The 26,260-nt window shown below is 71.3% G+C and carries 23 protein-coding genes and 1 pseudogene; 5 read left to right on the forward strand and 19 right to left on the reverse strand.

The window, feature by feature from the left end; genetic code table 11:
• Positions 1 to 143: 143 nt before the first annotated feature.
• From ACFFNX_RS10365 to ACFFNX_RS10430, 14 genes and pseudogenes are all read right to left on the reverse strand, one after another.
• Positions 144 to 1,565 (reverse strand): annotated as a pseudogene (locus tag ACFFNX_RS10365) (aldehyde dehydrogenase family protein).
• Positions 1,566 to 1,664: 99 nt separating this feature from the next.
• Positions 1,665 to 2,555, reverse strand: a complete 891-nt coding sequence (locus ACFFNX_RS10370; protein ID WP_378198569.1) for a DUF6282 family protein — start codon at positions 2,553 to 2,555, stop codon at positions 1,665 to 1,667.
• 9 nt (positions 2,556 to 2,564) lie between these two features.
• Entirely contained in the window at positions 2,565 to 4,319 is a 1,755-nt protein-coding gene (locus tag ACFFNX_RS10375) for an ABC transporter permease (RefSeq protein ID WP_378198572.1), read from the reverse strand.
• 6 nt (positions 4,320 to 4,325) lie between these two features.
• Positions 4,326 to 5,432, reverse strand: a complete 1,107-nt coding sequence (locus ACFFNX_RS10380; RefSeq protein WP_378198575.1) for an ABC transporter substrate-binding protein — start codon at positions 5,430 to 5,432, stop codon at positions 4,326 to 4,328.
• 33 nt (positions 5,433 to 5,465) lie between these two features.
• Positions 5,466 to 6,245: an SDR family NAD(P)-dependent oxidoreductase gene (locus tag ACFFNX_RS10385; RefSeq protein ID WP_378198578.1), complete on the reverse strand. Its 780-nt coding sequence runs from the start codon at positions 6,243 to 6,245 to the stop codon at positions 5,466 to 5,468.
• Positions 6,246 to 6,522: 277 nt separating this feature from the next.
• Positions 6,523 to 7,485 (reverse strand): ABC transporter substrate-binding protein, encoded by a 963-nt coding sequence (locus tag ACFFNX_RS10390; protein WP_378198582.1) that lies wholly within the window; start codon positions 7,483 to 7,485, stop codon positions 6,523 to 6,525.
• Positions 7,486 to 7,498: 13 nt separating this feature from the next.
• Positions 7,499 to 8,503, reverse strand: a complete 1,005-nt coding sequence (locus tag ACFFNX_RS10395; RefSeq protein ID WP_378198585.1) for a hypothetical protein — start codon at positions 8,501 to 8,503, stop codon at positions 7,499 to 7,501.
• Positions 8,500 to 9,282, reverse strand: a complete 783-nt coding sequence (locus tag ACFFNX_RS10400) for an ABC transporter ATP-binding protein (protein WP_378198588.1) — start codon at positions 9,280 to 9,282, stop codon at positions 8,500 to 8,502. The genes ACFFNX_RS10395 and ACFFNX_RS10400 overlap by 4 nt, the downstream gene beginning before the upstream one ends.
• A complete protein-coding gene (locus ACFFNX_RS10405) occupies positions 9,275 to 10,093 on the reverse strand; it encodes an ABC transporter permease (RefSeq protein ID WP_378198591.1) in 819 nt (272 codons plus the stop codon). The genes ACFFNX_RS10400 and ACFFNX_RS10405 overlap by 8 nt, the downstream gene beginning before the upstream one ends.
• Positions 10,093 to 10,926: an ABC transporter permease gene (locus ACFFNX_RS10410; RefSeq protein ID WP_378198594.1), complete on the reverse strand. Its 834-nt coding sequence runs from the start codon at positions 10,924 to 10,926 to the stop codon at positions 10,093 to 10,095. The genes ACFFNX_RS10405 and ACFFNX_RS10410 overlap by 1 nt, the downstream gene beginning before the upstream one ends.
• Positions 10,923 to 11,921, reverse strand: coding sequence for an ABC transporter substrate-binding protein (locus ACFFNX_RS10415; protein ID WP_378198598.1), 999 nt, complete (start codon positions 11,919 to 11,921; stop codon positions 10,923 to 10,925). The genes ACFFNX_RS10410 and ACFFNX_RS10415 overlap by 4 nt, the downstream gene beginning before the upstream one ends.
• 18 nt (positions 11,922 to 11,939) lie before the next feature.
• Positions 11,940 to 13,571, reverse strand: coding sequence for an FAD-dependent monooxygenase (locus ACFFNX_RS10420; protein ID WP_378198601.1), 1,632 nt, complete (start codon positions 13,569 to 13,571; stop codon positions 11,940 to 11,942).
• Positions 13,572 to 13,574: 3 nt separating this feature from the next.
• Positions 13,575 to 14,642: an amidohydrolase family protein gene (locus ACFFNX_RS10425; protein ID WP_378198605.1), complete on the reverse strand. Its 1,068-nt coding sequence runs from the start codon at positions 14,640 to 14,642 to the stop codon at positions 13,575 to 13,577.
• Positions 14,643 to 14,665: 23 nt separating this feature from the next.
• Positions 14,666 to 15,415, reverse strand: a complete 750-nt coding sequence (locus ACFFNX_RS10430) for a class II aldolase/adducin family protein (protein WP_378198608.1) — start codon at positions 15,413 to 15,415, stop codon at positions 14,666 to 14,668.
• 99 nt (positions 15,416 to 15,514) lie between these two features.
• Between ACFFNX_RS10430 and ACFFNX_RS10435 the strand changes: the two genes are divergently transcribed.
• Positions 15,515 to 16,273, forward strand: a complete 759-nt coding sequence (locus ACFFNX_RS10435; protein ID WP_378198611.1) for an IclR family transcriptional regulator — start codon at positions 15,515 to 15,517, stop codon at positions 16,271 to 16,273.
• Positions 16,274 to 16,329: 56 nt separating this feature from the next.
• On the opposite strand, the gene ACFFNX_RS10440 is transcribed toward ACFFNX_RS10435, so the two are convergent.
• Positions 16,330 to 17,028 carry a class I SAM-dependent methyltransferase gene (locus ACFFNX_RS10440; protein WP_378198614.1) on the reverse strand — a complete coding sequence of 233 codons (699 nt, stop codon included), beginning with the start codon at positions 17,026 to 17,028 and terminating at the stop codon, positions 16,330 to 16,332.
• A 156-nt stretch (positions 17,029 to 17,184) separates the two neighbouring features.
• Here ACFFNX_RS10440 and ACFFNX_RS10445 point away from each other — a divergent pair, with 156 nt between their 5' ends.
• From ACFFNX_RS10445 to ACFFNX_RS10455, 3 genes are all read left to right on the forward strand, one after another.
• Positions 17,185 to 19,665, forward strand: a complete 2,481-nt coding sequence (locus ACFFNX_RS10445) for a penicillin acylase family protein (protein ID WP_378198617.1) — start codon at positions 17,185 to 17,187, stop codon at positions 19,663 to 19,665.
• A 165-nt stretch (positions 19,666 to 19,830) separates the two neighbouring features.
• Positions 19,831 to 20,826, forward strand: coding sequence for a PP2C family protein-serine/threonine phosphatase (locus ACFFNX_RS10450; protein ID WP_378198620.1), 996 nt, complete (start codon positions 19,831 to 19,833; stop codon positions 20,824 to 20,826).
• A gap of 366 nt (positions 20,827 to 21,192) precedes the next feature.
• A complete protein-coding gene (locus tag ACFFNX_RS10455; RefSeq protein WP_378198623.1) occupies positions 21,193 to 22,446 on the forward strand; it encodes an MFS transporter in 1,254 nt (417 codons plus the stop codon).
• Positions 22,447 to 22,495: 49 nt separating this feature from the next.
• Here ACFFNX_RS10455 and ACFFNX_RS10460 read toward each other — a convergent pair whose 3' ends face one another.
• The 4 genes from ACFFNX_RS10460 to ACFFNX_RS10475 form a co-directional block, all read right to left on the reverse strand.
• A complete protein-coding gene (locus ACFFNX_RS10460) occupies positions 22,496 to 23,047 on the reverse strand; it encodes an MBL fold metallo-hydrolase (protein ID WP_378198626.1) in 552 nt (183 codons plus the stop codon).
• A gap of 68 nt (positions 23,048 to 23,115) precedes the next feature.
• Entirely contained in the window at positions 23,116 to 24,387 is a 1,272-nt protein-coding gene (locus ACFFNX_RS10465) for a L,D-transpeptidase (protein ID WP_378198629.1), read from the reverse strand.
• Between the two features lie 326 nt (positions 24,388 to 24,713).
• Positions 24,714 to 25,253: a YybH family protein gene (locus ACFFNX_RS10470; RefSeq protein WP_378198632.1), complete on the reverse strand. Its 540-nt coding sequence runs from the start codon at positions 25,251 to 25,253 to the stop codon at positions 24,714 to 24,716.
• 16 nt (positions 25,254 to 25,269) lie between these two features.
• The gene (locus tag ACFFNX_RS10475; protein WP_378198635.1) at positions 25,270 to 25,749 is read right to left on the reverse strand and encodes a winged helix-turn-helix transcriptional regulator; all 480 of its coding nucleotides are present in this window, start codon (positions 25,747 to 25,749) and stop codon (positions 25,270 to 25,272) included.
• A 62-nt stretch (positions 25,750 to 25,811) separates the two neighbouring features.
• Between ACFFNX_RS10475 and ACFFNX_RS10480 the strand changes: the two genes are divergently transcribed.
• Positions 25,812 to 26,260 (forward strand): MFS transporter (locus tag ACFFNX_RS10480; protein WP_378198638.1); only part of this gene is annotated, 449 nt, incomplete at its 3' end.

Below are 26,260 nucleotides of genomic sequence, written 5' to 3' on the forward strand. Positions count from 1 at the left end.
CGGCGCGGTGGCCGGTGCCGCCCGCAGAGCCTCTCCGCGGGCCCGGCTCGCGGAAATCCGGGCCCGCGCGGGACGACGGCCCGGCGCCGCGCGTCGTCCGTCCTGCTCGTACCTCCGAGGCGTCGGTTCCTCGTCTCCTCGTGTCAGACCAGCGTGATGTTGATCGTCTTCTCCCGGGTGTAGGAGAGCAGCTCCTCCAGGGAGTTCTCCTTGCCGAGGCCGCTGTGCTTCCACCCGCCGAAGGCCGTTCCCGCAGGGCGGCGGCCCGTGCCGTTGACGTAGACGTAACCCGCCTCGAGCCGGCGGGCCATCCGGTGCGCGGCCGTGACGTCGCGCGCCCAGACGTTGGCGGTCAGCCCGTACTCCGAGTCGTTGGCCCGGCGCAGCACGTCGTCCACGTCGGACCAGGCGAACACCGACATGACCGGGCCGAAGATCTCCTCGCGGCCGATGCGCATGTCCTCGGTCACGTCGGCGAAGACCGTGGGCTCGACGTAGAAGCCGCGGTCCAGGTGCGGCGGGCGGCGGCCACCGGCCAGCAGCGTCGCGCCCTCACGCCGGCCGCTCTCGATGAACTCCATGACCCGCTCGTAGTGCGCGCGGAACGCCAGGGGGCCCACGTCGCTGCCCTCCTCGCTCGGGTCGCCGACCACGAGTTCGCCGACCCGCGCGACGAGCGCGTCGAGGAAGGCGTCCCGGATGTCGTCGTGGACGTACACCCGGGAGGCCGACCCGCACGACTGGCCGGCGCACCGGATGAGGTTCATCGCCGCGACGGCGGCGTGCGCCGCCCTGACCGGGTCGACGTCGGGGAAGACGACCAGGGGGTTCTTCCCGCCGAGTTCGAGGGTGACGTGCTTGATGTGGTCCGCCGCGGCGCGCAGGATCGCACTGCCCGTCGGCACCGAGCCGGTGAAGGCGATCCGCGGCACGCCGGGGTGGGCGGTGAGGGCGTTGCCCGCGCCCGCGCCACGGCCCGTGACGACCGACACGACACCCGAGGGGAACACCTCCGCGGCGATCTCGCCCATCTCCAGCGCGGACAGCGAGGTCTGCTCCCCGGGCTTGAGGATCACCGTGTTACCCGCGGCGAGCGGCGCCGCGATCTTGCCCGCCGCGAACTTCAACGGATGGTTGAACGGGATGATGCGGCCCACGACCCCGTACGGGCTGCGCTCGGTGAAGGTCAGGCTGTCCGGGAGCTGCGGCGCGGTGAACCCCTTCGTCTCCGAGGCGATCCCCGCGTAGTAGCCGATCTCGTCCGAGACGCTGCGCGCGTCGGCCAGCATCCCGGCCAGGGGGTTGCCCGAGTCGGCGACGTCGAGCCGGGCGAACTCCTCCGCCCGTTCCCGGATGCGCGCCGCGAACTCGCGCAGCAGCTAGCCGCGCGGCCGCCACGGCACCGTCGTCGTCCCTTCGGCCGCCTCGTGTGCGGCCGTGACGGCGCGGTCGACGTCCGCGGGCCCGGCGTCGGGGAACGTCCCGATCGCCTCCTCGGTCGCCGGGTTGACGGAGGTGAGCCGCGCCCCGTCCGCGGCGTCGACCCACTCACCGCCGACCAGCATCGGGCGATGGGGAACATCCGCGGGGGCGGTCGTGCCGGCCTGGACCGTCTCAGTCACTGGGCATCATCCTCACAAGCGTCGTTTCGTCGTTGGCGGGGGTCATTCCAGGCCGAGCGCCCGTGCGGGGTTCTCGGCGGCGACCCGGTGGATCTCGGCGGAGCTCAGCCCGGCGTCGTGCAGCGTGCCGAGCGTCAGCCGGAACAGGTCGGACGGCTGCGGGACCGCGCCGGTGAAGTAGTCGGTGGCGACGACGACGTGGTCCAGGCCGATCTCCCGGATGGCGGCCACCACCTCGGCGGGGTCCTTCCGGCCCGGGGCGATGTTGGTCCAGCAGATCTCGGCGTACGCGCCGAGCTCGGCGATGCGCCGTACGGCGTCGAGGGGCGCGCGCACGGAGTTGGAGAGCGGATGGCTGCAGATGAGCCGGTCCAGCCCGGCCGCCGCCGCCTCCTCCGCGACGGCGAGGGACTCCTGCCACGATACGTGCCCGGTCGCGAGCGTGAGGCCGTGGTCGCGGCAGAACCGCACCAGGTCGCGTACGTCGTCGGTCGGCTTGCCGTCGTCGTCGATGACGCGCTGGACGCACAGGCGTTCCGGGCGGAACCACGCGAACGAGTCGGCCAGCCGCCGGTGGAACCCGCCGTTGCGCAGGTCGTTGACCGAGCCCCAGGTCGGCAGGAAGACCGTCCGCGCGCCCTGGTGGCAGGCGGCCTCGACGCTCCACAGGTCGATGCCGCCGGCGGCGCCGTTCAGCGTGATGCTCGGCCACACCTCGACCGGCCCCTCATAGAGCCGCTTGATGAACGGCACCACCGAGACGGTCGGCCACAGATGCGACTTCAGGACGACGCCGCGCATGCCCGAGCGCTCCGCGGCGGGCAGCCATTCGTCCTCCGGCCCGCGCTTGCGGAACAACGTCTCGGAGAACTCCAGGTCGACGTGGCAGTGCAGGTCGATCGTGTCCTGAAGAAGTTCGTCGTAACGGTTCATCGTGAGCCCCTAGCCCTGGATCTCGATACGGGCGCGCCGCGCGATGACGCCGAGCAGCGCGACGCAGACGCCGAGGCCCAGCGTCCACACCACGCCGAAGGCGGCGCTCTGGGTGATCTGGCCGTTGTTGAACAGGTCGAACAGTGACACCGCCATGACCTGGGTGTCCGGGCTGGAGAGCAGCACGGACATGGACAGCTCCTTGCCGGCGACGAGGAAGACGAAGATCCATGCGGCCGCCAGCGACGGCATCAGCAGCGGCAGGACGATCCGCGCGAACGTGCGGCCCGGCCTGGCGCCGCTCATGAGGGCGGCCTCCTCCAGCTCCCGGCCGATCTGGACCAGGCCCGAGCCCGTGTAGCGCATCCCGTACGGCAGGTACCGCGCGACGAAGGCGAGCACGAAGATCCAGATCGTCCCGTACACGGCGATCGGGACCTGGAGGTAGAAGGCGGATACGCCGAGTCCCATGATGATGCCGGGGATGACGAGCGGGATGCCGCCCAGCTGCTCCAGCACCCAGCGGCCGCGCAGTCGCGTCCGGGCCACGAACCAGCCGGCGCCCGCGGTCAGCAGGCACACCACCGTCGCGGTGCACACGCCGATCAGCAGAGTGTTGGTGATCGAGCCGAGCAGCGCCGGCTGCCCGAGTACCGCGTGGTAGTTGTGCAACGTCAGCAGCCGCGTCGGAATCTGCCCGGGCGCCGCGTAGTACGGCAGCACGCTCGCCCAGACCAGCAGCCCGATCGGCGCGACCAGGCCGACCAGGACGAAGAGCCACACCAGCGCGGTCGCCGGGAACCGCCACCGGCCCAACGCGACCCGGCGCGGACGGAAACCACGCCCGGTCACCGTCGCGTACGCGGCGCCGCGGCGGGTGATCCGGGCCGACAGCGCCAGCAGCACGCCGACCGCGACCATGAGGAGGACGGCGTACGCGCCGGCGCCTCCGTAGTCGGGCGGCTGCCGCTGGGTGCCGAGGTAGATCCTGGTCGTCATCACCGTGACGCCGCCCGGCAGGCCGACCATCGCCGGCACCTCGAACGCCTCGAGCGCGCGGACGAAGATGAGCATCGCGACGGCGATCCCACCCGGCGTGACCAGCGGCGCGGACACCCGCGACAGCGTCTTCCCGACTCCGGCGCCCGACACCTGCGCACACTCCTCCAGGGACGGGTCCATGTTGCGGAGCACGGCCGCGAGCAGCAGGAAGGCCAGCGGCGCCGACACCAGGCCCTCCACGAAGATCATCACGGGCAGGGAGTAGGGCTTGACGACCTGGCCCAGGCCGAACCAGTGCCTCGCCGCCTGGTTCACCGGGCCGTTCGGCCCGAGCAGCAGGATCCACGCCATCGCGTACAGCACGTACGGCATCGCCAGGGCCAGCAGCATCGCGGCACGGCACACCCCCCGGCCGCGGGCGTCCGTGCGCTCGACCACCCACGCGAGCGTGCCGCCGACCACGAGGGCGAGGACGGTCGCGCCGGCCGCGAGCATCAGGCTGTTGGCGACGACGCGCAGCGACGCCCCCTGCGTGAACAGATGCTTGTAGTTGTCCAGCGTGAACGTGCCGGGCTCGCCGATGAGGTCGGTCGTGTACAGGCTCCGCTGCACCACCGTGACCAGCGGCGGAACCGTGAGCAGGGCGAACACGGCCGCGATGAGCCACATGACGACTCGCGGGGACAGGAGGGACGCCCGCTCGGCCCGCGGCCGTGCGGTGGCGGAGGCCGCCGCGATCCGCGGGTCGGATGACACACCCACCGCGGATCAGCCGCCCTGCACGAAGAGCTGCTGGTACACATCGCTCCAGTGGCTGAGCTGGGTCGCCGCCCGATCCTGGATGTAGTCGGCGGTGAACCTCCCCGGCCCCGGCTTCAGCGTGGGCCGCAGCGCCTCGACCTGGGGACTGGCCGGGATGCCTCCGCGCTGCCGGACGATCTGCTGGCCCTCCGTGGAGAACATGAAGTCGAGGAAGAGCATCGCGGCGTCCGGATGCGGTGCCCTGGCCGCCAGCGAGATCCGCGAGACCTGGCCGGTCACCGGCTGCAGCGGGACCCAGTCCACCGGCGCGCCCGCCGCCTTGCTGAAGTCGACCTGGTCGTTGAAGACCTGCAGAGCGAGCGGGAACTGGCCGGCCACGACCTGGTCCAGCACGCTCCGGCCGGAGGAGCTCACGTTGTGGATCCCCTGCCCGGCGAGCTGGTGCAGGTAGGCCGTGCCGCGGTCCTGGCCCATGGAGGTGAGGATGTTGCCGACGAAGGTGGGCGCGCCGGAGCCGGAGCTGGTGCTCCAGGCGAGCTTGCCCTTCCACTTCGGGTCCAGCAGATCCTGGTACGTCCGCGGCGTCTGACCCGCGGGGACGAGCTTGGTGTTGCGGGCGAGGACCATGTAGTAGAGCAGCTCGGCGCCCCAGTAGCCGCCCGGGTCCTTGAACTGCGCGGGGTAGGAGGCCAGCTCGGGGCTGCGGAACGGCTGCAGGAACCCGGTCTGCCGGAGCATGGCCGACGTGCTGGTGCCGTCGATCAGGTCGACCCGGTACGAGCGCGTGCGGTACTCCTGGATCATCTTCTGCGCGACCGTGCCCGAGTCGCCGCGGTACAGCTGGACGGTGATGTAGGGGTACTTCCGGTGGAACGCGTTCGCGAGCGGCTGGGCGATCTGGTTGGTGATCACTGTCGTGTACCAGACCAGACGCTTCTCCTTCTTCGCGCCCGCGGTCAGCATGGTCGTGCGGTCGGCCTTGGTGTACTGGGCGACCTCGGCGACCTTCTTGGCCGCCGAGGCACCGGTCTGTCCGCATCCCGCCGTCACGGCCCCCAACGCGACGGCGGACACGGCACCGATGATCGCTCGTAGTGCGTGCGGACCGGTCATCTCGCCACCTCTTCCGGGTTCGCCGGGATTCGATCAGTGCATGACCGAGCCACCGTCGACCACGAGGGTCTGTCCGGTGACGAAGTCGCTGTCCGGTGAGGCGAGGAACGCCACGGCGCCGACGAGGTCGGCGGGCATCTGGACGCGCTTGAGGGCGCGGTCGCCGAGCCGCTCCGCCCGGCGGCTCACCGTCGCCTCGTCCGGGTTCTCCTCGCTGAGCGTGCTGCCCGGGGCGACGCAGTTGACGGTGATCCCGTCGCCGCCGAGCTCGCGGGCCAGCGTCCTGGTGAACCCGAGGATCGCGGCCTTGGCGGTCACGTAGTGGATGCGGGTCGCCGAGCCCTTGAGCGCGGTGCCCGAGCTGATGTTGACGATCTTCCCGTAGCCGCGTTCGCGCATGGCCGGGGCCACCGCCCGGGTGGTCAGCCACGGTCCCTTGACGTTGACCTCCATCAGCCGGTCCCACTCGGCCGGCTCGATCGCGTCGAAGGACGCCCGGGACATCGGGACGACGGAGAACATCGCGGCGTTGTTGACGAGCACCGTGATCGTGCCGAAGGCGTCCAGGGCGGCGGTCGCCAGCCGGCCGACGGAGGCCTCGTCGGCGATGTCGGCCTGGACCGCGATCGCCTCCCGGCCCTCCTCGCGAAGCGACGCGGCGACCTTCTCCGCCGCGTCGCCGTCGAGGTCCGCGACCACGAGCCTGGCGCCCTCGCCGGCGAGGCGGCGCGCGTAGGCCACGCCGATCCCGTGGGCCGCGCCGGTCACGATCGCGGTCGCTCCCGTCAGTCGCCGGCAGTTCACTTCATCCATTGATCCTCCCTGGATAAACGCCATGCCGGACGGGAGCTCGAGCGTGATCGAGCGCAGCACCGGAATCGCCGGGGGCTCGGCAGGGCTTTCGGGGGTCGGCTGAGATTCGCGACAGAGGTGACGTGCCGCCGTGGCGGCGAATCGGCGTGAATGAGGGATGCTCGCGGAGTTCGCCGGATCGGCCTGGCTGGTTGCCACTGTTGCATATTGGTAATACCATTGCAATACCCAGACCTTACTTTCCCGGTAGGAGGACCCGGCCGGCCGCGGCGGTCTCCTACCTCAGGCTCGTGATGATCGACGCCGGGGGCACGACCGAGTCGGTGACCTTGAACTGCGCGGCCGCCTGGGACCACGGCTGGACGTCGGCGGGGGTCATGGCCGTGGCGAAGTCGGGCAGCGTGACCCGGCCGGCGAGCCGTGCGGAGACCGTCGTGTACTTCGGCAGGATCGAGGACAGGTAGCCCGGGTGCGCGGCCATGTACCGGTCGGCCTCGTTCAGCGCGGCGGTGAACCTCGACGCGACGTCCTTGTGGTGGGACAGCCACGAGGACGACGCCATCCAGCACGCGTACACGGGATGTGGTGTGATCTGGCCGTCCGGCTGTGGCGACATGACCTTCGAGCCCTGGGCCACCACCGTGGTGGTGAACGGCTCGTCGACGATCGCCGCCGCCACCCGCCCCGCCGACAACGCTCCGGGCATGCTGGGGTAGTCCAGCCCGATGAAGTGCACCGACGCCGGGTTCACGCCCTGCGACTGGAGGTACTTCTCCGCGATCAGCTGGTTGGCGTTGTGCAGCGTGTTGACGGCGATCGTCGTACCGGCCAGGGCGGCGGGGGTCCGGATGGCCGCCGCACGCGTGCGCGAGACGACGAGCGCCAGCTGGGGACCGCTCGGCGAGCGGAAGGCCGCGGCGAAGCAGGAGATGTTCAGGTGACGCTGCCGTGCCTGGAGCACCGAGACGATGTTCGACTGGCCGATGTCGACGGCGTTGGACTGCAACGCCGGGACCACCTGCGCGCCGCCGTTGACGGACCGGACCTTCACCCGGAGCCGGTGCGCCTCGAACAGGTGCCGGCTCTCGGCGGTGTACAGGTCGCCGAGCCCGACGACCGGCGGCGCGCCGATCGTCACGGACGTGACACCGGCCGACCCGCCCGAACCCCCGCAGGCCGGCGCGAGCAGGGTGAGAGCGGCGGCGGTCAGCACCGCGTGCGCACCTCGTTTGTTCGCCACGGAGACCTCCCCTTCAGATCCGGTAACGCGTGCGGACGGACGCGGGGAACAGCTCATCGACCTCGACCCGGCGATGGGTGACGCCCTGCTCGTCCGCCCAGCGGGCGAACGCCTCAAGGGTCGTGCGGTTCGCGTCCACGCCGTACGGCCAGGGCTCGCCGCCGAACGCGGCGCGGGTGCGCGCCAGCGCCTCATCGGTCCACAGGAGCGGTACCCGGCTGCCGGGCCCCGCGGGCCCCGCGGCGAGCCGGGCCACGCTCCGCGACCGCGCCTCCTCGAACGCCGTCATCAGGTTGCCGACCAGCCACGGGTGCCGGTCCACCACGTCACGGCGCACCACCACCAGGTGCATGATCGGCACGATCCCGGTCCGCCGCGCGTACTCCTCCTCGACCGCCGGCGGATCGGGGAACAACCGGCGCACACGGGGGTCGCCGGACTTGAACGCCTCGGGCGGATGCGCGCTCAGGACGGCGTCGATGTCACCGGCGAGGAGCATGTCGTTCAGGCTGCGGCCGGGCACCGGCGTCAGCTCGACGCCCGGCGGGAGCGCGAGCCGGACGTGCTCGCGTCGTCCCGGCTGGTTGACGCCCGCCTGGAACCACCGCACCTCCTCCAGCGGGATTCCCCACTCCTGCGTGAGCAGCCCGCGCATGTACACCGCCGCGGTCTGCGCCCACTCGGGGATGCCGAGGCGCCTGCCCCGGAGCCGCTCCGGCGCGGTGATCTCGCCGGCCCGTACGTAGAACGCGGAGTGGCGGAACACGCGTGAGGGGAACACCGGGAGCCCGACCATCGAGTCGTCGCCCTGGGAGACCTGCGCGATGTACTTGCCCATCGACATCTCCGAGAGCTCCCACTCGCGGTACTCGTAGAAGCGGTGGAAGATCTCCTCGACCGGTAGCTCCAGCCATCGCACGCGCGCGCCCTCGACCGGAACCCGGCCGGACGTGAGCCCCGCGGCGTGTTCGTAGTAGGCCATCGCCAGGGTGAGGTCCACGGCGGTGTGCGTCATCACCGGGCCGCTCCGTTCCGCTCGACCAGCCCGAGCACCTGTTCGTGCAGCTCGTGGAAGCGCGGCAGCGCCCGGGTGACGGACTGGCCGCGCGGCCGGGGCAGGTCGACGGTGACCTGCGAGACGATCGTCGACGGCCGCGCCGACATCACCAGGACGCGGTCGCTGAGATAGATCGCCTCGCCGATGTCGTGGGTGACCAGGAGCGCGGCGAAGCCGACCTGCGCCCACAGGTCGCGTACGACGTCTTCCAGCTTGGCGCGGGTCAGCGCGTCGACCGAGGCGAACGGTTCGTCCATGAGCAGCAGCTCGGGGTCGGCGACGATGGCGCGGGCCAGCGCGACCCGCTGCTGCATCCCGCCGGACAGCTCCCACGGATAGCGCTCGGCGAAGTCGGCCAGGCCGACCTGGCCCAGCACGCTCTCGACCCGGGCGGCGGCCTCGCGCCGGGGCAGCTCACGGACGGCCAGCCGGACGTTCTTGGCGACCGACAGCCACGGGAACAGGGTCTTGTTGTACTCCTGGAACACGATGGACAGCCAGGACGGCACGCCCTGGACGGCCTCGCCGCGATGCTCCACCGTTCCCGCGTCCGGGCCGATGAGTCCGCTGAGCGTCCGCAGCAGGGTCGTCTTGCCCGCGCCCGACGGGCCCACCACCGAGACGAACTCCCCGGGCTCCAGCCCGAAGCTGACGTCCTCGTTGACCACCAGCACGTCACCGGACGCGGACGTCAGGCTCTTGCTCACTCCGGTGACCTCGAGCAGGGACCGATCAGACATGACTGCCTCCCGTGAGCGCGGACTCCCATCGGAGCAACCGTCGTTCCACGAGCAGGAACGCGGTGTCGAAAAGCCAGCCGACGGCGGCCAGGACGATGACGCCCGCGTACGTGTCCGGGACCCGGAACGTCTGCTGGGCGTCCTGGATGAAGAAGCCGATGCCCGAGTGCGCGCCGAGCATCTCGGCGACGACGAGGACCGCCAGCGACGTGCTGAGCGCCACCCTGAGGCCGGCGAACACCATCGGCAGCGTCGCGGGCAGCAGGACGATCCGGAAGAGCGCGAACCGGCGCAGGCCGTAGGCGCGTGCGGTGTCGAGGTGGAGCGGCTCGACGCGGCGCGCGGCGTCGAAGGAGTTCAGCAGCACCGGCCACACCGCCGCGCTGACCACGATGGCCACCACCATCGTGCTCCCGAGCCCGAGCACGACGATCCCCAGCGGCACGAACAGCGGCGCCGGGAGCGACCGCAGGAAGTCGATGACCGTCACGCAGTAGTCGCCGAGCCGGCGGACGTACCCGAGAGTGAGGCCGACCGCGATGCCCACCACGGCGCTGATGGCGAACCCGGCCAGCGCGCGTACCACCGAGGGCAGGATGTCCTGGGTCAGCCGGGGACCGGTGATGACGTGACCCACGGCCGCGAGGGCGGTGACGAATGTCGGGAAGATCGCCTGGTGCAGCGCCATCGCCAGCAGCTGCCAGACTCCGGCCGCGACGATGAGACCGAGCCAGCCCGTCGCGCGCAGGGCCAGGCGCCGGTTCCGCACGACGCTCCGGCGGTGGGTCCGGTCTCCGATGACGGCCGCCATCACGCCTCCCCGCCTCGCGCCGTGGCGGCCTCCCAGCGCAGCGCGCGCCGGGTCACCGCGGTGAACGCCAGGTTGAGCAGCCAGCCGACGGCACCGCCGACGATGATGCCCGCGTACATCTGCGGGATCGATCCGCCCTGCTCGGCGGCGAGCACATAGCCGCCGAGGCCGCCGGTGCCCGCGACCAGCTCGACCGAGACGGTGACGACGAGCGCCATGCTGACCGCGATCCGCACCCCCGTCGTGATGGCGGGCGCGGTGCTCGGCACGACGACGCGCCAGATCAGCTCCCACCGCCCGAAGTGCAGGGCGCGGCCGGTGTCCAGCAGCCGCGGTTCGACCTGCCGCGCGCCGTACCGCGCGTTGATGAAGACGGGCCAGAAGGCGGCGAACGTCACCAGCCCCGAGGTCATGGTGGTGCCCAGCCCGGCGAGCAGGATGGCGACCGGGATCAGCGCCAGCGACGGCATCGGCCGCATCATCCGCACGATCACGTCCGTGGCGGCGTCCGCCCACGCCGACAGGCCCACCGCCAGGCCGAGCGCACCCCCTGCGACAGAGGCGACGACCAGGCCGATGAACATGGCTTCGAGCGTGGTGCCCAGGCTCGCGAGGATGTCGGTGGCGGAGTCGCCGAGCGCGCTCAGCACGGCGGGGATGGTCGGCAGGTTCTGGGTGTCCAGGACGCCCGTCTCGGTGAGCAGCGCCCAGACCGCCAGCACCACCACGACGCCGGCCGCGCCCCGGAGGCGGCGGCGCAGCCGGGGACGTGGCGTGCGGGCCGGTCCGGAGCCCGCGGGGCGGGTCGTCGCGGCGCGGATGACGCTCGTCATGTCCCGGCCTCCATCAGCACCTCGTCGGACGCCGGGACGGATTCGAGGAGGCCGTACCTTCGCGCGGCGTTCTCCCACGCCGTGACGTCGTCGGCGGTCAGCTTGTCGGTGAACAGGGGCAACGTCATCGCCGACCGCGCCTGCGGGCTCACCTTCAGATGTTCGCCGACGATGGAGCGGAACTCGTCCGGGTGAGTGGAGATGTAGGTGTCGGTCTGCCGCATCGCCGCGACGAAGTCCGCCGCGACGGTCTGGTGCGAGGACACCCAGGACCTCGACGCGTTCCAGCACGAGTACGTCGGGGTGCCGGGCACCGAGGCCAGCGGCGTGCCGGTCAGCACCGTCCCGCCCTGGCCCATCGCGATCGTGGTGAACGGTTCGGTGGTCATCGCCGCGGCGACCCGTCCGGCCTTCAGCGCGGCGGGCATGTCGGGGAACTGCAGGCCGATGAAGTGCACCGAGGCCGGGTTCACTCCGTGCGCGGCCAGGTACGCGTCGGTCAGCAGCTCGTTGACGCCGGACGTGGCGTTCACCGCGACCGTCTTGCCGGACAGGTCGGCCGGTCCGCGCACGCCGGAGCGCGGCCCGGCGAGGAGACTCAGGTAGTGGCCGGACGGCGGGTCGGTGTTGGCTCCCGCGATGCACGGCTCCTTGACCCCCCGGCTCGCGCCCTGGATGACCGACAGGACGTTGGACTCGCCGATCTGCACCGCTCCGGACGCCAGGGCCGGCACGATGGCCGAGCCGCCGTTGACCGTTTTGATCTTGACTTTGAGGTGGTGCCGGGTGAAGTAGCCCTGGGCCTGGGCGGCGTAGACGTCGATTCCGGAGACGGCAGGCGGGATGGCGACGGTGATGCTCGTCGTGCCGCCCGCACCGCCGTCGGATCCGCCGCAGGCCACGGGGGCCAGCAGGAGCGCCGAGGCCGCGACTCCGGTGGCCAGGCGGCGGGGGATGAGGTGACCGTCCGGTGTGCGATGGGTGCCGACATTCATGGGATTACCCCTTGGTCGTCACGACCGTCCGAGGGCGATCTGGTGACTGAGATGGCCGCCGGCCAGTGCCGCCAGGCGGCCGGGTTCGGGCAACTTGTCCCGGCCGCGCCAGACGACGTGCAGGTCGGGCCGGACGAGAATGAGGCGGTGGCCCTCGTAGACCGTCTCGGCCGCGGCCGAGCGGACCTCGACGGCGGCGAACGGCGCGCCGTACCGCGCGAAGGCCCCGGCCAGCCCGGCGACGTCCGCCTCGGTGCCCGGGGTGTACAGCAGCGTGAAGCGGCGGCCCAGGTGGTCGTGCAGGGCCGTGCCGTCATCCAGCCAGATGTGCGGGAGCCGCGCGCCCGGCCAGGTCGTGGGCGTGTACTGGAAGCTGTTCGGATCCGGTCCGTCCCCCTCTTCGGAGACGACCAACGGTGAGTCCCGGTAGCGGTAGCCGAGTTCGATGCCGAGCAGGTCGTTGCTCCAGCGCTGCTCCCGGTCGGCGATCGCGGCCAGCGCGGCACGGGTGCGCGCGCCCGCCGGGGTGTCGTCGGCGATGTCGGGCCGCCAGGCGGCCCGCCAGGCACGGCGGCCCCCGGCCGCCTTGCGGGAGGCCGCGACGTTGCGCTCGCCGATCGGCCTGCGCTCTCGTTCGTACGAGTCGAGCAGGGCCGGTCCGCCCCATCCGCGCAGGGTGCCGGCGAGCTTCCAGGCCAGGTCCACGGCGTCGCCGGCGCCGGTGTTCATGCCGAGCCCGCCGGTCGGGATGACGAGGTGGGCGGCGTCGCCCGCGATGAACACCCGCCCGTCGCGGTAGCGGTCGGCCAGCATGAGGCGCTGCGTCCACCGGCCGATGTACAGCGTCTCGTAGTCGACGGGCAGGCCGGCCACCGACTCGAAGAGCCGCGGCATGTCCTCGTCCCGGTCGACGCTCGCGTGCAGGGAGAAGTGCCTCGTGTCGTCCTGGACGATGAGGAAGGAGGACCGCTCGTCCGCGATGTGGTAGTGGCGGCCCTTGCCGATCGGGATGCGGTCGAACAGGTCCGGGCAGTGGAACAGCGCCTGGCGCAGTTCGAGCAGCGAGTCGCCGCGCAGTTCGATGCCGAGCGCCCTGCGCACCGTGCTGTTGCCGCCGTCGCAGCCCACCAGGTAGTCGGCGCGGATCTCCCGGGATCCGCCGTCCGCGGTCCGAACCCGCGCGGTCACGCCGTCGCCGTCGTCCTCGAGCCCGGTCAGCTCGTGGCCGAACCGTACCGTGACCCCGGGAGTGCGCTCCGCGACCTCGCGCAGCAACGGCTCCAGGGTGTACTGGGAGATCAGCTGGTACGGCTCCAGCGGCAGCGACCCGTCATTGACGTCGCGTGCGGTCGCGGCGAACTCCGCGACCGACGGGTACCGGTGGTGCACCAGCGGTGGCCGCGTCACCGACTCGACGCAGACGAAGACGTCCATCGGCACGTCGCGCGGCAGCCCCGCCGCCCGGATCCGGTCGGCGATGCCCGCACGCCGGAAGTTCTCCATCGTCCGTGCGTTGCAGCGCTCCATCTTGGGCAGCCGGCCGAGTTCCGCCCGCTTGTCGATCAGTGCACAGGTGACGCCCTGCTGGCCGAGCTCGATCGCCAGCGTCAGCCCCACGGGGCCGCCGCCGACGATCAGAACCTCCGGCATCGCTCACGCCTCCGCGGTGAGACCGAGCAGGCGGGTCACGTTGCCCTGGAAGATGGTGTCCTGCTCGGCCTCGGTCAGCCCGACCTCGCGCAGGTTCTTGATGGTGGACCGGATGTAGCCGGGGCCGCGCTCCGGGTCGTACGGGCTGTCGGAGCCGAACAGCACGTGGTCGACGCCGTAGAAGTCGATCGAGCAGCGTACGGCGTTGGCCGCGCCGAACATCGCGGTGTCGACGTACATCTGCTTGAAGTACTCGATCGGCCGTTTCGTCAGCGGGTAGCCCTCGACGTCCTCCTTCTGGTCCTCCGGCGTACGGGCGCCGAGCTGGTCCCAGCCGGGGCCGACCCGGCCGGCGAAGTGCGGCACCATGCTGCCGCCGTGGTGGATGAGCAGCTTGAGATCCGGATGACGTTCGAGCACGCCGGAGAAGACGATCCGGGCCATGAACGCCGACAGGTCGTACTCCCAGCCGAACGTCCACCAGATCTCGTACCGGGACCGCGGCTCGGTCGGGTAGTCCGACCACGCGGAGCTGCGGCAGGGATGCACCTGGAGGAGCCCGCCCGAGGCCGCCATGCGTTCGTAGAACGCCTCGAACCGCTCGTCGTCCATCGCCCGGCCGTTCACGTGGGTGTAGATCTGCGCGCCGTAGGCGCCGAGCTCGCCGGTGGCATGGTCGAGTTCCGCCACCGCGGCGTCGGGGTCGTCCATCGGAACACACGCCATGAACCCGGCGAACCGGTCCGGATGGTCGCGGACCAGCGCGGCCATCGACTCGTTGCCGATGCGCGCCATCTCCTTGGAGATCGCCGGCGAGCCGAGATCCTCCACGGGCGGCGCGGCGATGTTGATGATCTGGCGGTAGTCGCCGAACTCGTCCATCTGGGCGAACCGGACGTCCATGTCCACCAGCGACGGGATGTTGGACACGCGCTTGCGCAGGTTCGCCGCGTGCACGGCGACGTCCAGCTCGAAGAAACGGTCGTAGTAGGGCCGCGGCATGATGTGGCAGAAGGCGTCGATCTTCACGGTGTGTCGGTTCTCCTCATCGCTGGGTGCGTCGTGGGTCACGCGGCCGAACGGAGTCGTGCCGGTTACGCCGGTACCGCCTCGACCGGATCGAGACCGGCCAGCTCCAGGTAGTACGCCCAGCGCCCGCCGATGGCCGCCACGGTCTCGCCCAGCCGGCTCAGCTCGTCCGGCTGGATGATCCGCGGCCGCAGTCCGGTCTGCAGGATGGTGAGGTTCGCCTCGGCGAGCTGTTCCACGGCGATCGCCGCCAGCACCGCCCGCCGCAGGTCGTCGGCGACGCTGACGACGCCATGACCCTGGAGATGACACAGTCCTCTCCCGCCCAGGGCGCCGGCGAGCTCGCGGCCGAGGTCCGGTGAGGTCACCAGGAGGGGGCACGGCCAGGTTCCGACGTCGCCGCCGGCCGTGAGCACCGAGGGGACGTGCAGCACCGGGAGCAGCTCCGCGCCGATGACGCCGAGGAGGGTGCCGGCCGGCTGATGCGTGTGCACGACCGCGGACACGTCCGGCCGGGCGCGGTAGATCTCCGTGTGGATGAAGCGCTCCGCCGGCGGTCCTTCGGCGTCCCCGGCGGCGCCGGCCTCGACGAGTTCGCCGTCGAGGTCGATCACCACCATGTCGTCGGGGGTCAGGCCGCCCAGGCCGCGCACCCGGGGGGAGTGCTTCGGTTTGATGAGCACCCGGTCGGTGCCCGGCACGCGGGCGCTGCAGTGGCCGAGGTAGTCCACGAGGCCCTGGTGGTACAGCACGCGGTGCGCGGCGGCCAGCAACTCACGGAGGTGATCTTCTTCGGGGTGTCGCGACAAGGTCATGCGGCCCGCCCTCCTACTATCATCTAGTGATAGTCAGAGTCTCTCGCTGTGAGAAATTTACGGCCGAGTTAAATCGCTAATCCGGGTGGTGTCAACCCTTTGTCCAGCTCTGCGCCGGTTCGCGGCGCCGAAAGCGCGCGGCGTGTCCTCGCCGTGCTCATGGCGTTCACGAAGGAACGCCACACCCTGTCGGCGCGCGACCTCGCCGAGGTCACCGGCATCCCGTTGCCGAGCGTCTACCGATACGTCGCGTTCCTGCGGGACACGGGGCTGCTGGTCGGCGCCGACCAGGGCGGCTACCACCTGTCCGCGCGGCTCATCCAGCTCGCCCAGGCGGCCGAGGCCGCCGAGACGCTCGTCGACCTCGCCGATCCGGTGATGCGCCGGCTCGCCGCCGAGACGGGGGAGACGGTCATCCTGGTCCGTCTGGTCGGCAGCTCGGCCGTGTGCGTCCACCGGGTGGAGTCCTCGCACCGGCTGCGCACGTCGTACGAGCCGGGCCAGCCGATGTCCCTCGAGCACGGCGCGAGCGCACGGATCCTGCTGGCGTCGATGTCTCCGGAGGCGCGACACGCGTACCTGGAGCCGCTGGCCGCGCGCGATCCGGCCGCCGCGGCGCGGCTGGAGGAGGAGGTCGTGCTCGTGGAGGAGCGCGGCTGGGAGTGCAGTGAGGAAGAGATCGACATGGGGATCTGGGCGGCGGCCGCCGCCGTACGGGACAGCACCGGCATCCTGGCCTCACTGTCCGTGCCATCGCCGCTGGTACGAGCCCCCGCCGCGAAGCAGCACAGGCTGCTCGGCCAGGTGCGCGCCGCCGCGGAGGAGGTCAATGAGCTGCTGCGCTCCGCCCACCGCTGACCGGCCGGCGGCGAAGGACGCCCTCCACGGGGTGCCACCGGCCGCGAACGGGTGCCTCAGCCGTCCTTGCGTCCGATGAACAGGCAGGTGAAGAAGGCCTTCCAGGCGATCTCGACATCGGTGATGCCGGCCGCCGCGAACCCGTCCAGGTGGTCCTGGACGCTGGTCAGCGGGTGGTCGTGGCGGTGCTCGGCCCCCTTCCGGCGCGGCCGGGTGAACCGTTTCCGTACGGTGCGAAAGCGCTGGTCCCACACGTCGGACGGGCCGGTGTGGTCGAGGTCGACCAGCCATCCGCCGGGGGCCAGATGCCCGGCCGCCTCGGTGTAGAAGGCGGCCAGGCCGGCGCGGTCGAGGTGGTGGGCGGCCCGCGAGGTGACGATCACGTCCGCGTTCTCCGGGATCGCGCCACCGGACAGGTCGGTCATGTCGACGATGCGGTAGTCGACCCGGTCGCCGTACGGGGCGAGACTCTCGCGTGCCCGGGAGAGCATGGCCTCCGACGCGTCGGACCACACGCCCCGCGCCTCGGCGAACTCCTCCAGGAACACCGCGAGGAACGCCCCGGGGCCGCTTCCGATGTCCACGATCAGCCGCGACCGCGGGCGGTCCAGCGCGACGAGGGCGGCGGCGAGACGGCGGGGGAGGGCGAGCAGGTCGCCCAGCGGGTCGCCGGCCGCCCACGCTCCGGCGAACTCCGGGTTCTGCCACGGCGCGGCGGCCCGGCGGCCCTGTTCGGTCGTCCGCGGTGCTGTCATGGATGCCTCCGGTTGGTATGACCATTATTCCAAAAGTCCGGCGAGCCGGTCAACGACGCGAGGCGACCGCCCGGGTGTGGCCGAAAAGCCGGAAGGCGGACAGAAGATCCGAAATGCTCTAGCCTTCCTCCACCCTTGGTACGGAAAGAGGCGTTCATGACGAGGTTCGCGCCGCTGAGCCGGCTGCCGCGCCCCGCCCGCTGGCTGGTCCGCATCCTGATCGTGCTCCTGGTCCTCGCCCTGGTGCTCACCCTGTACGCGCGGTGGACGATCCGGCGGTCCCGTCCGCAGACGAGCGGCCGGATCGCCGTCACGGGACTGAGCAAGGACGTCACCGTCTACCGCGACCGGTACGGCATTCCGCAGATCTACGCCGACGACGCCGACGACCTGATGCGCGCCGAGGGCTACGTGCACGCGCAGGACCGGTTCTGGGAGATGGACTTCCGCCGCCACGTCACCGCCGGCCGGCTCTCGGAGCTGTTCGGCAGGACGACGCTCGACACCGACAAGGTCGTGCGGACGATGGGCTGGCGCCGCGTGGCCGAGCGGGAGCTGCCCCTGCTGCGCCCCGACACGCGGCGCTACCTCCAGGCGTACGCCCAGGGCGTCAACGCGTGGCTGCGGCGGCATCCGGACACCGCGACGCAGAGCCTGGAGTACTCCGTGCTGGGCCTCCAGCGCACCGGCTACCACCCCGAGCCGTGGACGCCGGTCGACTCGCTCGCCTGGCTCAAGGCCATGGCCTGGGACCTGCGCAGCAACATGGACGAAGAGCTCGGCCGCGCGCTGGCCGCCACCAAGGTGTCCAAGGCCCGCGTCGACCAGCTCTACCCGGACTACCCCTACGACCGGAACCCGGTCATCGTCGCCGGTGGCAAGGACGCGCGGGGCGGCCCGGTGGACGAGCCCCGCGCGCGTACGCTGCCGCCCGCGCTGGAGAGGGTCTCCGCCGCGATCAACGCCATGCCGACGCTGCTCGGCAACGGCGCGCCCGGTCTCGGCTCGAACTCCTGGGTGGTCGCGGGCAGCCGGACCGCCACCGGCAAGCCGCTCCTCGCCAACGACCCGCACCTCGCGCCGGCCATGCCCTCGCTGTGGTACCAGGCCGGCCTGCACTGCCGGCAGGTGGGCCAGGCCTGCCCGTTCGACGTCAGCGGCTTCACCTTCTCCGGCGTCCCCGGCGTCGTCATCGGGCACAACCAGCGCGTCGCCTGGGGCTTCACCAACCTCGGCCCGGACGTCACCGACCTGTACCTCGAACGCGTGGGCGGCGGGACGTACGAGTACAAGGGCCGCCGGGAGCCGCTCCAGACGCGGACCGAGCAGATCAAGGTCGCGGGCGGCCGGCCGGTCACCATCACCGTACGGGCGACCCGGCACGGCCCGCTGATCTCGGACGCGTTGGATGACGCGCGCCGGGCCGGGAACGGGCTCGCCGTCGCGCTCCGCTGGACGGCGCTGGACCCGGGCCGTACGGGCGACGCCATCGGACTGATCGACACGGCGCGGAACTGGACCGAGTTCCGCACCGCCGCCGCGTCCTTCGACGTGCCCGCGCAGAACCTCGTGTACGCCGACGTCGACGGGAACATCGGCTACCAGGCGCCGGGCCGCATCCCGATCCGTACGAAGGGAGACGGCACCTGGCCCGCCGAGGGCTGGACGGGGGAGCAGGAGTGGAAGGGCTACCTCCCGTTCGACCGGCTGCCCGCGGTCTATGACCCGAAGCAGGGCTACATCGTCACCGCCAACAACGCCGCCACCGGTCCCGGCTACCCGGACCTGCTGACCAGGGACTGGACGTACGGTTATCGCGCCGCGCGCATCCAGGAGCTCATCCGGCGGACGCCGGTGATGGACGCCGCGGGGATGGCGCGGATCCAGCTGGATGACCGCAACGGGTTCGCGCCCACGCTCGTGCCGCACCTGCTCCGGGTCGGCTCGGGTGCGGCCGTGAATCTCCTGCGGGGCTGGGACTACACCCAGGGCGCCGACTCCGCCCCCGCGGCGTACTACAACGCGGTCTACCGGCACCTGCTCATCCGCACGTTCAACGACGAGCTGCCGGACGGCGCCCGCCCGGGCGGCGGGGACCGGTGGTTCGAGGTACTGCGGACCCTGCTCGACCGGCCGGCGGACCCGTGGTGGGACGACGTGCGGACGGCCGGCGTGAAGGAGACCCGCGACGACATCCTGCGTGCGGCGATGAAGGACGCCGACACCGAACTGCGCCACCGTCTCGGCGGCGACCCCGCGAAGTGGAAGTGGGGCGACCTGCACCGGCTGGAGCTGACCAACGAGACGTTCGGCGACTCGGGGATCGGGCCGATCGAGTGGCTCTTCAACCGCGGCCCGCTGAGGCTGGCCGGCGGCGACTCGCTCGTCGACGCCACCGGCTCCAACGCCCAGACCGGCTACGGAGTCGACTGGGTGCCGTCCATGCGCATGATCGTCGATCTCGCGGACCTCGACCGGTCGCGGTGGATCAACCTCACCGGGGAGTCCGGGCACGCCTTCGACGCGCACTACTGGGACCAGGCGAAACTCTGGGCGCGTGGCGAGACGATCCCGATGCGCGCCACGCCCGAGACGATCCGGCGTGAGGCGCGTCGAACGCTCACGCTGACGCCCTGAACGTTCGCCTCCGTGCCCGCCGCGTGACGAAAAGGACCCGGTCCGGCGGCGGCCGGACGTTATCCTGCCGCAGGGGAATGACGGGGGTGCGGGGGTGTCGTCATCACTGACGTGGGAGGATCCGGGGGGCCTGGGCCGTGGCTTCGCTGGCTGCCGTTCTTGGCGATGGGAGTCGTCGGACTGAGTGACATGCTCGCCGGCCCGGACGTACGGTTCCGGCCGCTGCTCGCGCTCGGTCCGGCGTTCGCGGCCCTGTGGTGCGGCATGCGACGCACCGCGCTGGTGGGCATGGCCGCGCTCGCCCTCGCCGTGCTGCTCAGCTCCTACAGTCACGCGCTCGGCAAGCGGCAGAACACCCTCATGCTCGCCATGGTGGCCGGCATCACGGTCGCGAGCGTCTTCGCCAGCTCCGGACGGCAGAAACGCGAACGTCTGCTCGCGGAGGTGCGCTCGGTCGCCGAGGTGGCCCAGCAGGTGCTGCTGCGCCCGGTGCCGCGCCGGGTCGGACCGGTGCGCGTCGCGGTCAGCTACACCTCCGCGACCGCCGAGGCGCGCATCGGCGGTGACCTGTACGAGGTCGCCTCGACCCGGGCGGGGGTCCGCGTCATCGTGGGCGACGTCCAGGGCAAGGGCCTGGAGGCGGTGGAGACCGCGGCGGCCGTGCTCGGCGCCTTTCGCGAGGCCGCCTACGACGAGCCCGAGCTCACCGGGGTCGTGGCGCGCATCGAGGCCTCGCTGGGCCGGCAGCTGTCCGGGGAGAAGTTCGTCACCGCCGTGCTGGCCGAGTTCGACGAGGGCGACACCGCCACGCTCGTCAACTGCGGGCACCCGTCGCCGCTGATCCTGCGCCAGGGCGGCGTCGGCGCGTTCGCCGAGCCGGACGACGTCGCGCCGCCGCTGGGCCTGACCGGGCTGGCCGACATCCGGCCGCGGCCGTACACCATCGGCTTCGCGCCCGGTGACCGGATGCTGTTCTACACCGACGGCGTCATCGAGGCGCGCGACGGCGAGGGCCGCTTCTATCCGCTGCTCGACCGCAGCGGGCTCCTGAAGGCCGCCGATCCGGAGAAGGCGCTGGAGGAGCTGCGCTCCGACGTGCTGCGCCATGTCGGCGGGCGGATCGGCGACGACGCCGCGATGTTGCTGGTGCGCCGCCGCTGATACTCCTGGGGCCGGTGTGGACGCTGATGTCTCCTGAAGGGTAGTGCGGTCCACCCGCCTGGCTACTCCTCACGCATGGCAAAGAGCCCACTACTAAGAGTAGTGGGCTACTGAAAGTAATCAGCGCAGGTCACGAGGGGTCAGAGTGCTACTGGCCTCCGGTCCGGCGTGCCATCCGATAGGAGCGGAGATGTCGGGGATCACACTCGACCACGGAGTTCGGGAGGGGCCGGGCGCGCCCGCGGCGACGCGATGTCGTCGTCCACGCGTACGGTCCCCACGGCCGGCCGTCCCGCCGGCGACGCCGGCGTTACCGCCGGGGGGCGCGCCCGGCGGGCCACCGCCGGGACGCCGTGGGGGTGCGGCATGATCGAGACCCTGCGGCAGTTCCGGTCCTTCGGCCGGCCCGCCCAGATCCTGTTCGTCAACGAGATCGGCGTGAGCATCGCCCTTCTCATGCTGGTGCCCTACCTCGCCGACCACCTGGTGCACGGTATCGGGGTGGCGATCTGGATCGTCGGCATCGTGATGAGCCTGCGCCATTTCAGCGAGGGCCTCTTCGTCATCGGCGGCACGCTCGCCGACCGCATCGGGTACAAACCGATGATCATCGCGGGCTGCCTGCTGAAGGCCGTCGGCTGCGGAATGTACGCGGCGTTCGGCAGCCTGCCGTGGCTGATCGCCGCGTCGGTGCTGACGGGAGTCTCCAGCGCACTGTTCATCCCGGCCAACCGCGCCTACCTCGCGCACGAGGAGAGCGAGCGGATCGTCGACGCGTTCGCGGTCTTCAGCGTCTGCCGCCGCCTGGGCGTGCTGGTCGGCCCGCTCGTCGGCATCCCGCTCATCCACTTCGGCTTCCGTGCGGTGAGCCTGACCGCGGTCGCGATCCTGCTCACGCTGGCCGCGTTGCAGTGGCGCTTCCTGCCCGCGGTCTCGGGGCCGGAGACCGGCTCGTCCCGGCCGATCTGGGCCGACTGGCGGGAGGCGCTGAGCAACCGGCCGTTCCTGGCCTTCGCGGCGACGATGTTCGCCTCCTACGCGCTGACGTTCCAGATCACCTTCGGGCTGCCGCTCGAGATGCGGCACGTCGCCGCCGGGCACGCGGGGATGACCGTGCTGTTCGTGATGTCCGCCGTGCTCGGCCTCGCCCTCCAGGTCCGCCTGATCAACTGGTGTGAGAGGCGCTGGACGGCGGGTCAGGCGATGGTCCGCGGCCTGATCCTCATGGGCCTGGCGTTCGTGCCGCTGATGCTGCCGCCGCTGCAGGGCTCGATGATCGTCCGGATCCTGCCGATCCTCGTGTGCGCGGCGACGCTCAGCATCGGGTCGATGATGCTGCACCCGTTCGAGATGGCCACGATCGCCAACCTCTCGGGCGGCCGGGTGATCGGCACGTACTACAGCGTCAACAACCTGCTGTCGGGCTTCGGCGGCGTCTTCGGCAACCTGGTCAGCGCCGCCGCGATCGGCCTGTCCCGCAGCATGGGCATGAAGAGCCTGCCCTGGATGGTGCTGCTGCTGCTCGGCGTGGTGTCCGCGATGTGCCTGAGGCTCGTGGACCGCGGTGACCGGCTCTCGCCGGCGCCCCTGCGGCCCCAGAGAGCGGCCGCGACGCGGTAAAGAGACGGGCGGGGTGACCGGCCCGCGCCGGTCACCCCGCGCGCTCCGCTCAGGCGGGCGGCGCGAACGGCGCGCCGTGGCCCGGCACGATGAGCGCGGGGCGCAGCGCGAGCAGGCCTTCGCGCGACGCGCGCAGCGCGTCCGGGTCCTCGGCCAGCGGGTCCTGCTCCGGCCCTTCGGAGGTCCACCACAGGTGGGTGGCGGCCACCAGGCCGTTCGCGGTCTCGGCGAGGGTCGTGACGTCCTCGGCGGTGTGCCCCGGGGTACGCGTCAGGCGCACCGAGGGGGACAGGTGGAAGCCCTCCGCGTCGCGGCTCTCCCACAGGTCGCCGGAGTAGATCGCCCAATGGTCGTGGAAACGCGCCGTGGGGAACAGCGCGGCGTTGAGCGTGTGGTCGGGATGGTGGTGGGAGAACACCACGTCCGTGACGTCGCCGACGCCGAAGCCGGCCTCGGCGAGCGGATCGAGGATCATCCGGCGGTCGGCGACCATGCCGGGGTCCACGACGGCGACCAGGTCGTCCTCGTGGACCAGCGTCACCGTCCCGGCGACGCGCTCGCCGGCGTATCCGCAGGTCAGAATGGTCACAGTGGCGGTCATGGCGCCCCCCGAGAAAGACGGAACCCGTGGGGTCGGCCCCCACGGGTTCCATTGTCGTGCGCGGTGGCTCAGCTCGGGGTGGAGGAGGCCGCCGGGGAGGACGCGGGCGGCGTGGTCGGGGTGGTGGCCCCGCCGGTCGCCGTGGTCAACACCGGCTTCTTCAGGGCGCTGCCCTTGACCCAGGTCTTCCAGGGCATCTGGTAGTAGCCCCAGCCGTTGTTCCACTCCAGCTTCCGGGTGGACCCGGTGATGTTGATGACGTCGCCCCGCAGGCTGAGGTTGTAGAACCAGCGGGCGCCGGCGACGGTCTGGCGGACGCAGCCGTGGCTGCAGTTGCGCCGGCCGAGGCACTCGTACTCGCCGGGGCTCTGGTGGAGGTACTCACCGCTGTTGCTGATCTGCACGTCCTTCAGCACCAGCTCGTGGTAGTAGCCCGACTCGCCCTTCTTGACGTTGGGCGAGGTCATCCAGACCTCGGGGAGCTTGCCCATCGCGAGGTGGATGCCGCTCGTGGTACGGAAGTCGTTGCCGTGGGAGTCGCCGCCGCCCGTGCCGCCGCTGACCGGAATGGTCTTGGCGAGCTTTCCGTCGACGTAGACCTTGCTCTTGTCCGTCTTGAGGCTGACCTTCGCGATGTGCGACGCGCCGATCTTGAAGCTGCGGGTGAAGTCCTTCGTGCCGTACGACTTGGACGAGGCGCGGACGCCCGCCATGTGCGCCACCACCGACACCGATGTGTGGGCGGGCCAGTACGACTTCGTGCGGAAGATGACCTGCTGGGAGGTGACCCAGTGCCAGGCGCCCTCGACCGGCTTGGTCGAGCGCACTTCGAGGGCCTTTTCCACCGCGGCCTTGTTCGTGACCGGGCCGTCGAAGTTGATCATGATCGGCATGCCGATGCCGACCGTCTCCTTCGGCTGCGGCGTCACGTCGCTGATCGAAATGGAGGACGGCGCCTTCATCGTGGTGAACTTGCTCGTCGCGGTGGTGACCTTGCCGCCGGCGTTCTTGGCGGTCGCCGTCACCGTGTAGGTGGTGCCCGGCTTGAGCGTCCACTTGGTCTGCCAGTTCTTCTTGTCCGCCGACAGAACACCTTCGACGGTACGCCCGCCGCCCTGCACCGTGACCTCGTCCAGCACGCCGCTCGAGGCCGTCACCTGCACGCCCTTGTCCGGGCGGACCTTCTTGACCCCGTTCGCCGGGGCGATCGTCGCGGCCGCGTCCGGAGCCTTGGCCGCGGACTGGCTGGCGTTACCGTTCGACGAGCAGGCCGCGATCGGTGCGAGGAGCACCCCGGCCGCCAGCGGCGCGAACCAACGACTCGACCATGTGACTTTCATCCTGCGATGCACCCCTGGGACCCCACTCTGCTGCAGACCATGCCAACTCAGCACAGAGAACGTTCGAGCCGTACATGTGATCGACCCCGCACAATCCGGGCATCATACTATCGATCACTGAATGGCCATTCCTGGGTTTCTCAGGTATCTCTCAGCCACTGATGGCATGCCGGAAATCGCCGGCGATTACGGTGAGCGACATTAGGCGGGGCGGTCGTTCCTTATCCGCGGGCCCCGGCCGAGGTCGAACGCGCTGTGCCGGGTCCGCGCGGCGGGACGGGGAGCGTTTCCATTTTGAGATCTTTGGCGTCCGGCACAGGGCGCGGTCACCGCATTTCCGGTACCGCGCCCGGTCGCGTTCCCTCGTGCGCTCGGCCGCGTACGGCGGCCTGGTAGGCGCGCAGAGCGCCGGGGTCGTCGACGCTGCCGTGATGGTGGATCTGCCGCCACCGTCCGTCACCGGGAGCCCAGGAGAAGAAACGGCTGGTGCGGAACTCCACCGGCACGCGCGCGCCCTCGGCGTCGGTGTACTCACAGCGTTCGCGTCCGGCGAAGACCGCGGTGTCCGCCGTGAGGTAGGTCGCGGCGTCGGTGAAGGTCACGCTCAGGTCCATGCCGCTCGCGAAGATCCGCCGGTACAGGCCGGCGATGGCCGCCCCGGACCGGACGATGCCGCCGACCGGATTGTCGAGCTGGGCGAGCTCGTCATCGGACCACACCTCGGTGAGCGCCTCAAGGTCGGCGCCGTTCAGCGCGTAGTAGAACGTCTCCAGCGCGGCGACCGCCCCCTCGTGGTCGCGCCGGGTCGTGTCGGCGAGCCGGTTGCGGGCCGCCGGGCCGAAGTCGTAGTCGATCACTTCGTACATGTCGCCCCCTGGGAGATCACTTCTGCGCCGGGCCGTCGTCGGCCCACGCGGGGTCCACGACCTCCCGGGTGAGGTCGTCGGCGCCGACCTGCTCGCCGCAGGCGGTGCAGACCGTCACCGGCTCCAGCGGATGGTCGTGATGCAGGATCCGCACCGGCGGCGCCGTGACGGCCCATCGGTTGCCCCACGTCAGGAGCGCGCGGATGACCGGGCCGAGGTCGCGGCCCGCCTCCGTGAGGTGGTAGCCGTCGTACCGCCCGCCCTCCTCCGCCGGCCGGCGTTCGAGCACGCCCGCCTCGACCAGGCTCTTCAGCCGTGCCGCGAGCCGGTCGCGGGGCGCGCCGGTGCCCCGCGCGATCTGGCCGAACCGGTGGTTGCCGAGCAGCACCTCGCGTACGGCCAGCAGGGCCCACCGATCGCCGACGATCTCCAGCGCGGAGGCGGCCGGGCAGGGGCGGCCGGGGAGTGCGGCGGGGTCGATGCGCGTACCGGTCATGGCGTCACGCTAGTGGATCAGCGGTTTGATTATCAAACCAGATTGCCCTTAAGGTCTCGCTCATGACCTCTGTGGTTGGATTCTCAAACCGCTCTCGTGTGGCCGCCGGTGTCGTGGTGCTGGCCGTCTTCATGACCAACCTCGACCTGTGGATCGTCAACGTCGCGCTGCCGGCGATGGGCGCGAGCTTCTCCCACGGCGGCCGCCCCGCGTCCCTGGCGGACCTGTCCTGGGTGCTCAACGCCTACGCCATCACCCTGGCGGCGCTGCTCGTGGTGCTCGGCCGGGTCGGCGACCGCGTCGGGCAGCGGCCGGTGTTCATCGCCGGGATCGTGGTGTTCACCGGCGCCTCGGTCGTGTGCGCGCTGGCGCCGGACCTGTGGGTCCTCGTGGTCGCGCGGGTCGTCCAGGCCGCCGGGGCGGCCGCCCAGCTGCCGACCTCGCTCGCCCTGCTCCTGGCCAGCGTGCCCGCCGAACGCCGGACCGGCGCCACCCGTGCCTGGGCCGCGTT

This window comes from Actinoallomurus acaciae, assembly GCF_042429965.1.
Taxonomy (GTDB): domain Bacteria; phylum Actinomycetota; class Actinomycetes; order Streptosporangiales; family Streptosporangiaceae; genus Actinoallomurus; species Actinoallomurus acaciae.

Coding starts and splice junctions, on each gene's coding strand:
- ACFFNX_RS10465 (WP_378198629.1), bottom strand. CDS start 24,387: ATGAAAGTCACATGGTCGAGTCGTTGGTTCGCGCCGCTGGCGGCCGGG.
- ACFFNX_RS10475 (WP_378198635.1), bottom strand. CDS start 25,749: ATGACCGGTACGCGCATCGACCCCGCCGCACTCCCCGGCCGCCCCTGC.
- ACFFNX_RS10410 (WP_378198594.1), bottom strand. CDS start 10,926: ATGACGAGCGTCATCCGCGCCGCGACGACCCGCCCCGCGGGCTCCGGA.
- ACFFNX_RS10385 (WP_378198578.1), bottom strand. CDS start 6,245: ATGGATGAAGTGAACTGCCGGCGACTGACGGGAGCGACCGCGATCGTG.
- ACFFNX_RS10420 (WP_378198601.1), bottom strand. CDS start 13,571: ATGCCGGAGGTTCTGATCGTCGGCGGCGGCCCCGTGGGGCTGACGCTG.
- ACFFNX_RS10460 (WP_378198626.1), bottom strand. CDS start 23,047: ATGACCGCCACTGTGACCATTCTGACCTGCGGATACGCCGGCGAGCGC.
- ACFFNX_RS10430 (WP_378198608.1), bottom strand. CDS start 15,415: ATGACCTTGTCGCGACACCCCGAAGAAGATCACCTCCGTGAGTTGCTG.
- ACFFNX_RS10405 (WP_378198591.1), bottom strand. CDS start 10,093: ATGGCGGCCGTCATCGGAGACCGGACCCACCGCCGGAGCGTCGTGCGG.
- ACFFNX_RS10380 (WP_378198575.1), bottom strand. CDS start 5,432: ATGACCGGTCCGCACGCACTACGAGCGATCATCGGTGCCGTGTCCGCC.
- ACFFNX_RS10445 (WP_378198617.1), top strand. CDS start 17,185: ATGACGAGGTTCGCGCCGCTGAGCCGGCTGCCGCGCCCCGCCCGCTGG.
- ACFFNX_RS10450 (WP_378198620.1), top strand. CDS start 19,831: ATGGGAGTCGTCGGACTGAGTGACATGCTCGCCGGCCCGGACGTACGG.
- ACFFNX_RS10455 (WP_378198623.1), top strand. CDS start 21,193: ATGATCGAGACCCTGCGGCAGTTCCGGTCCTTCGGCCGGCCCGCCCAG.
- ACFFNX_RS10470 (WP_378198632.1), bottom strand. CDS start 25,253: ATGTACGAAGTGATCGACTACGACTTCGGCCCGGCGGCCCGCAACCGG.
- ACFFNX_RS10400 (WP_378198588.1), bottom strand. CDS start 9,282: ATGTCTGATCGGTCCCTGCTCGAGGTCACCGGAGTGAGCAAGAGCCTG.
- ACFFNX_RS10440 (WP_378198614.1), bottom strand. CDS start 17,028: ATGACAGCACCGCGGACGACCGAACAGGGCCGCCGGGCCGCCGCGCCG.
- ACFFNX_RS10415 (WP_378198598.1), bottom strand. CDS start 11,921: ATGAATGTCGGCACCCATCGCACACCGGACGGTCACCTCATCCCCCGC.
- ACFFNX_RS10370 (WP_378198569.1), bottom strand. CDS start 2,555: ATGAACCGTTACGACGAACTTCTTCAGGACACGATCGACCTGCACTGC.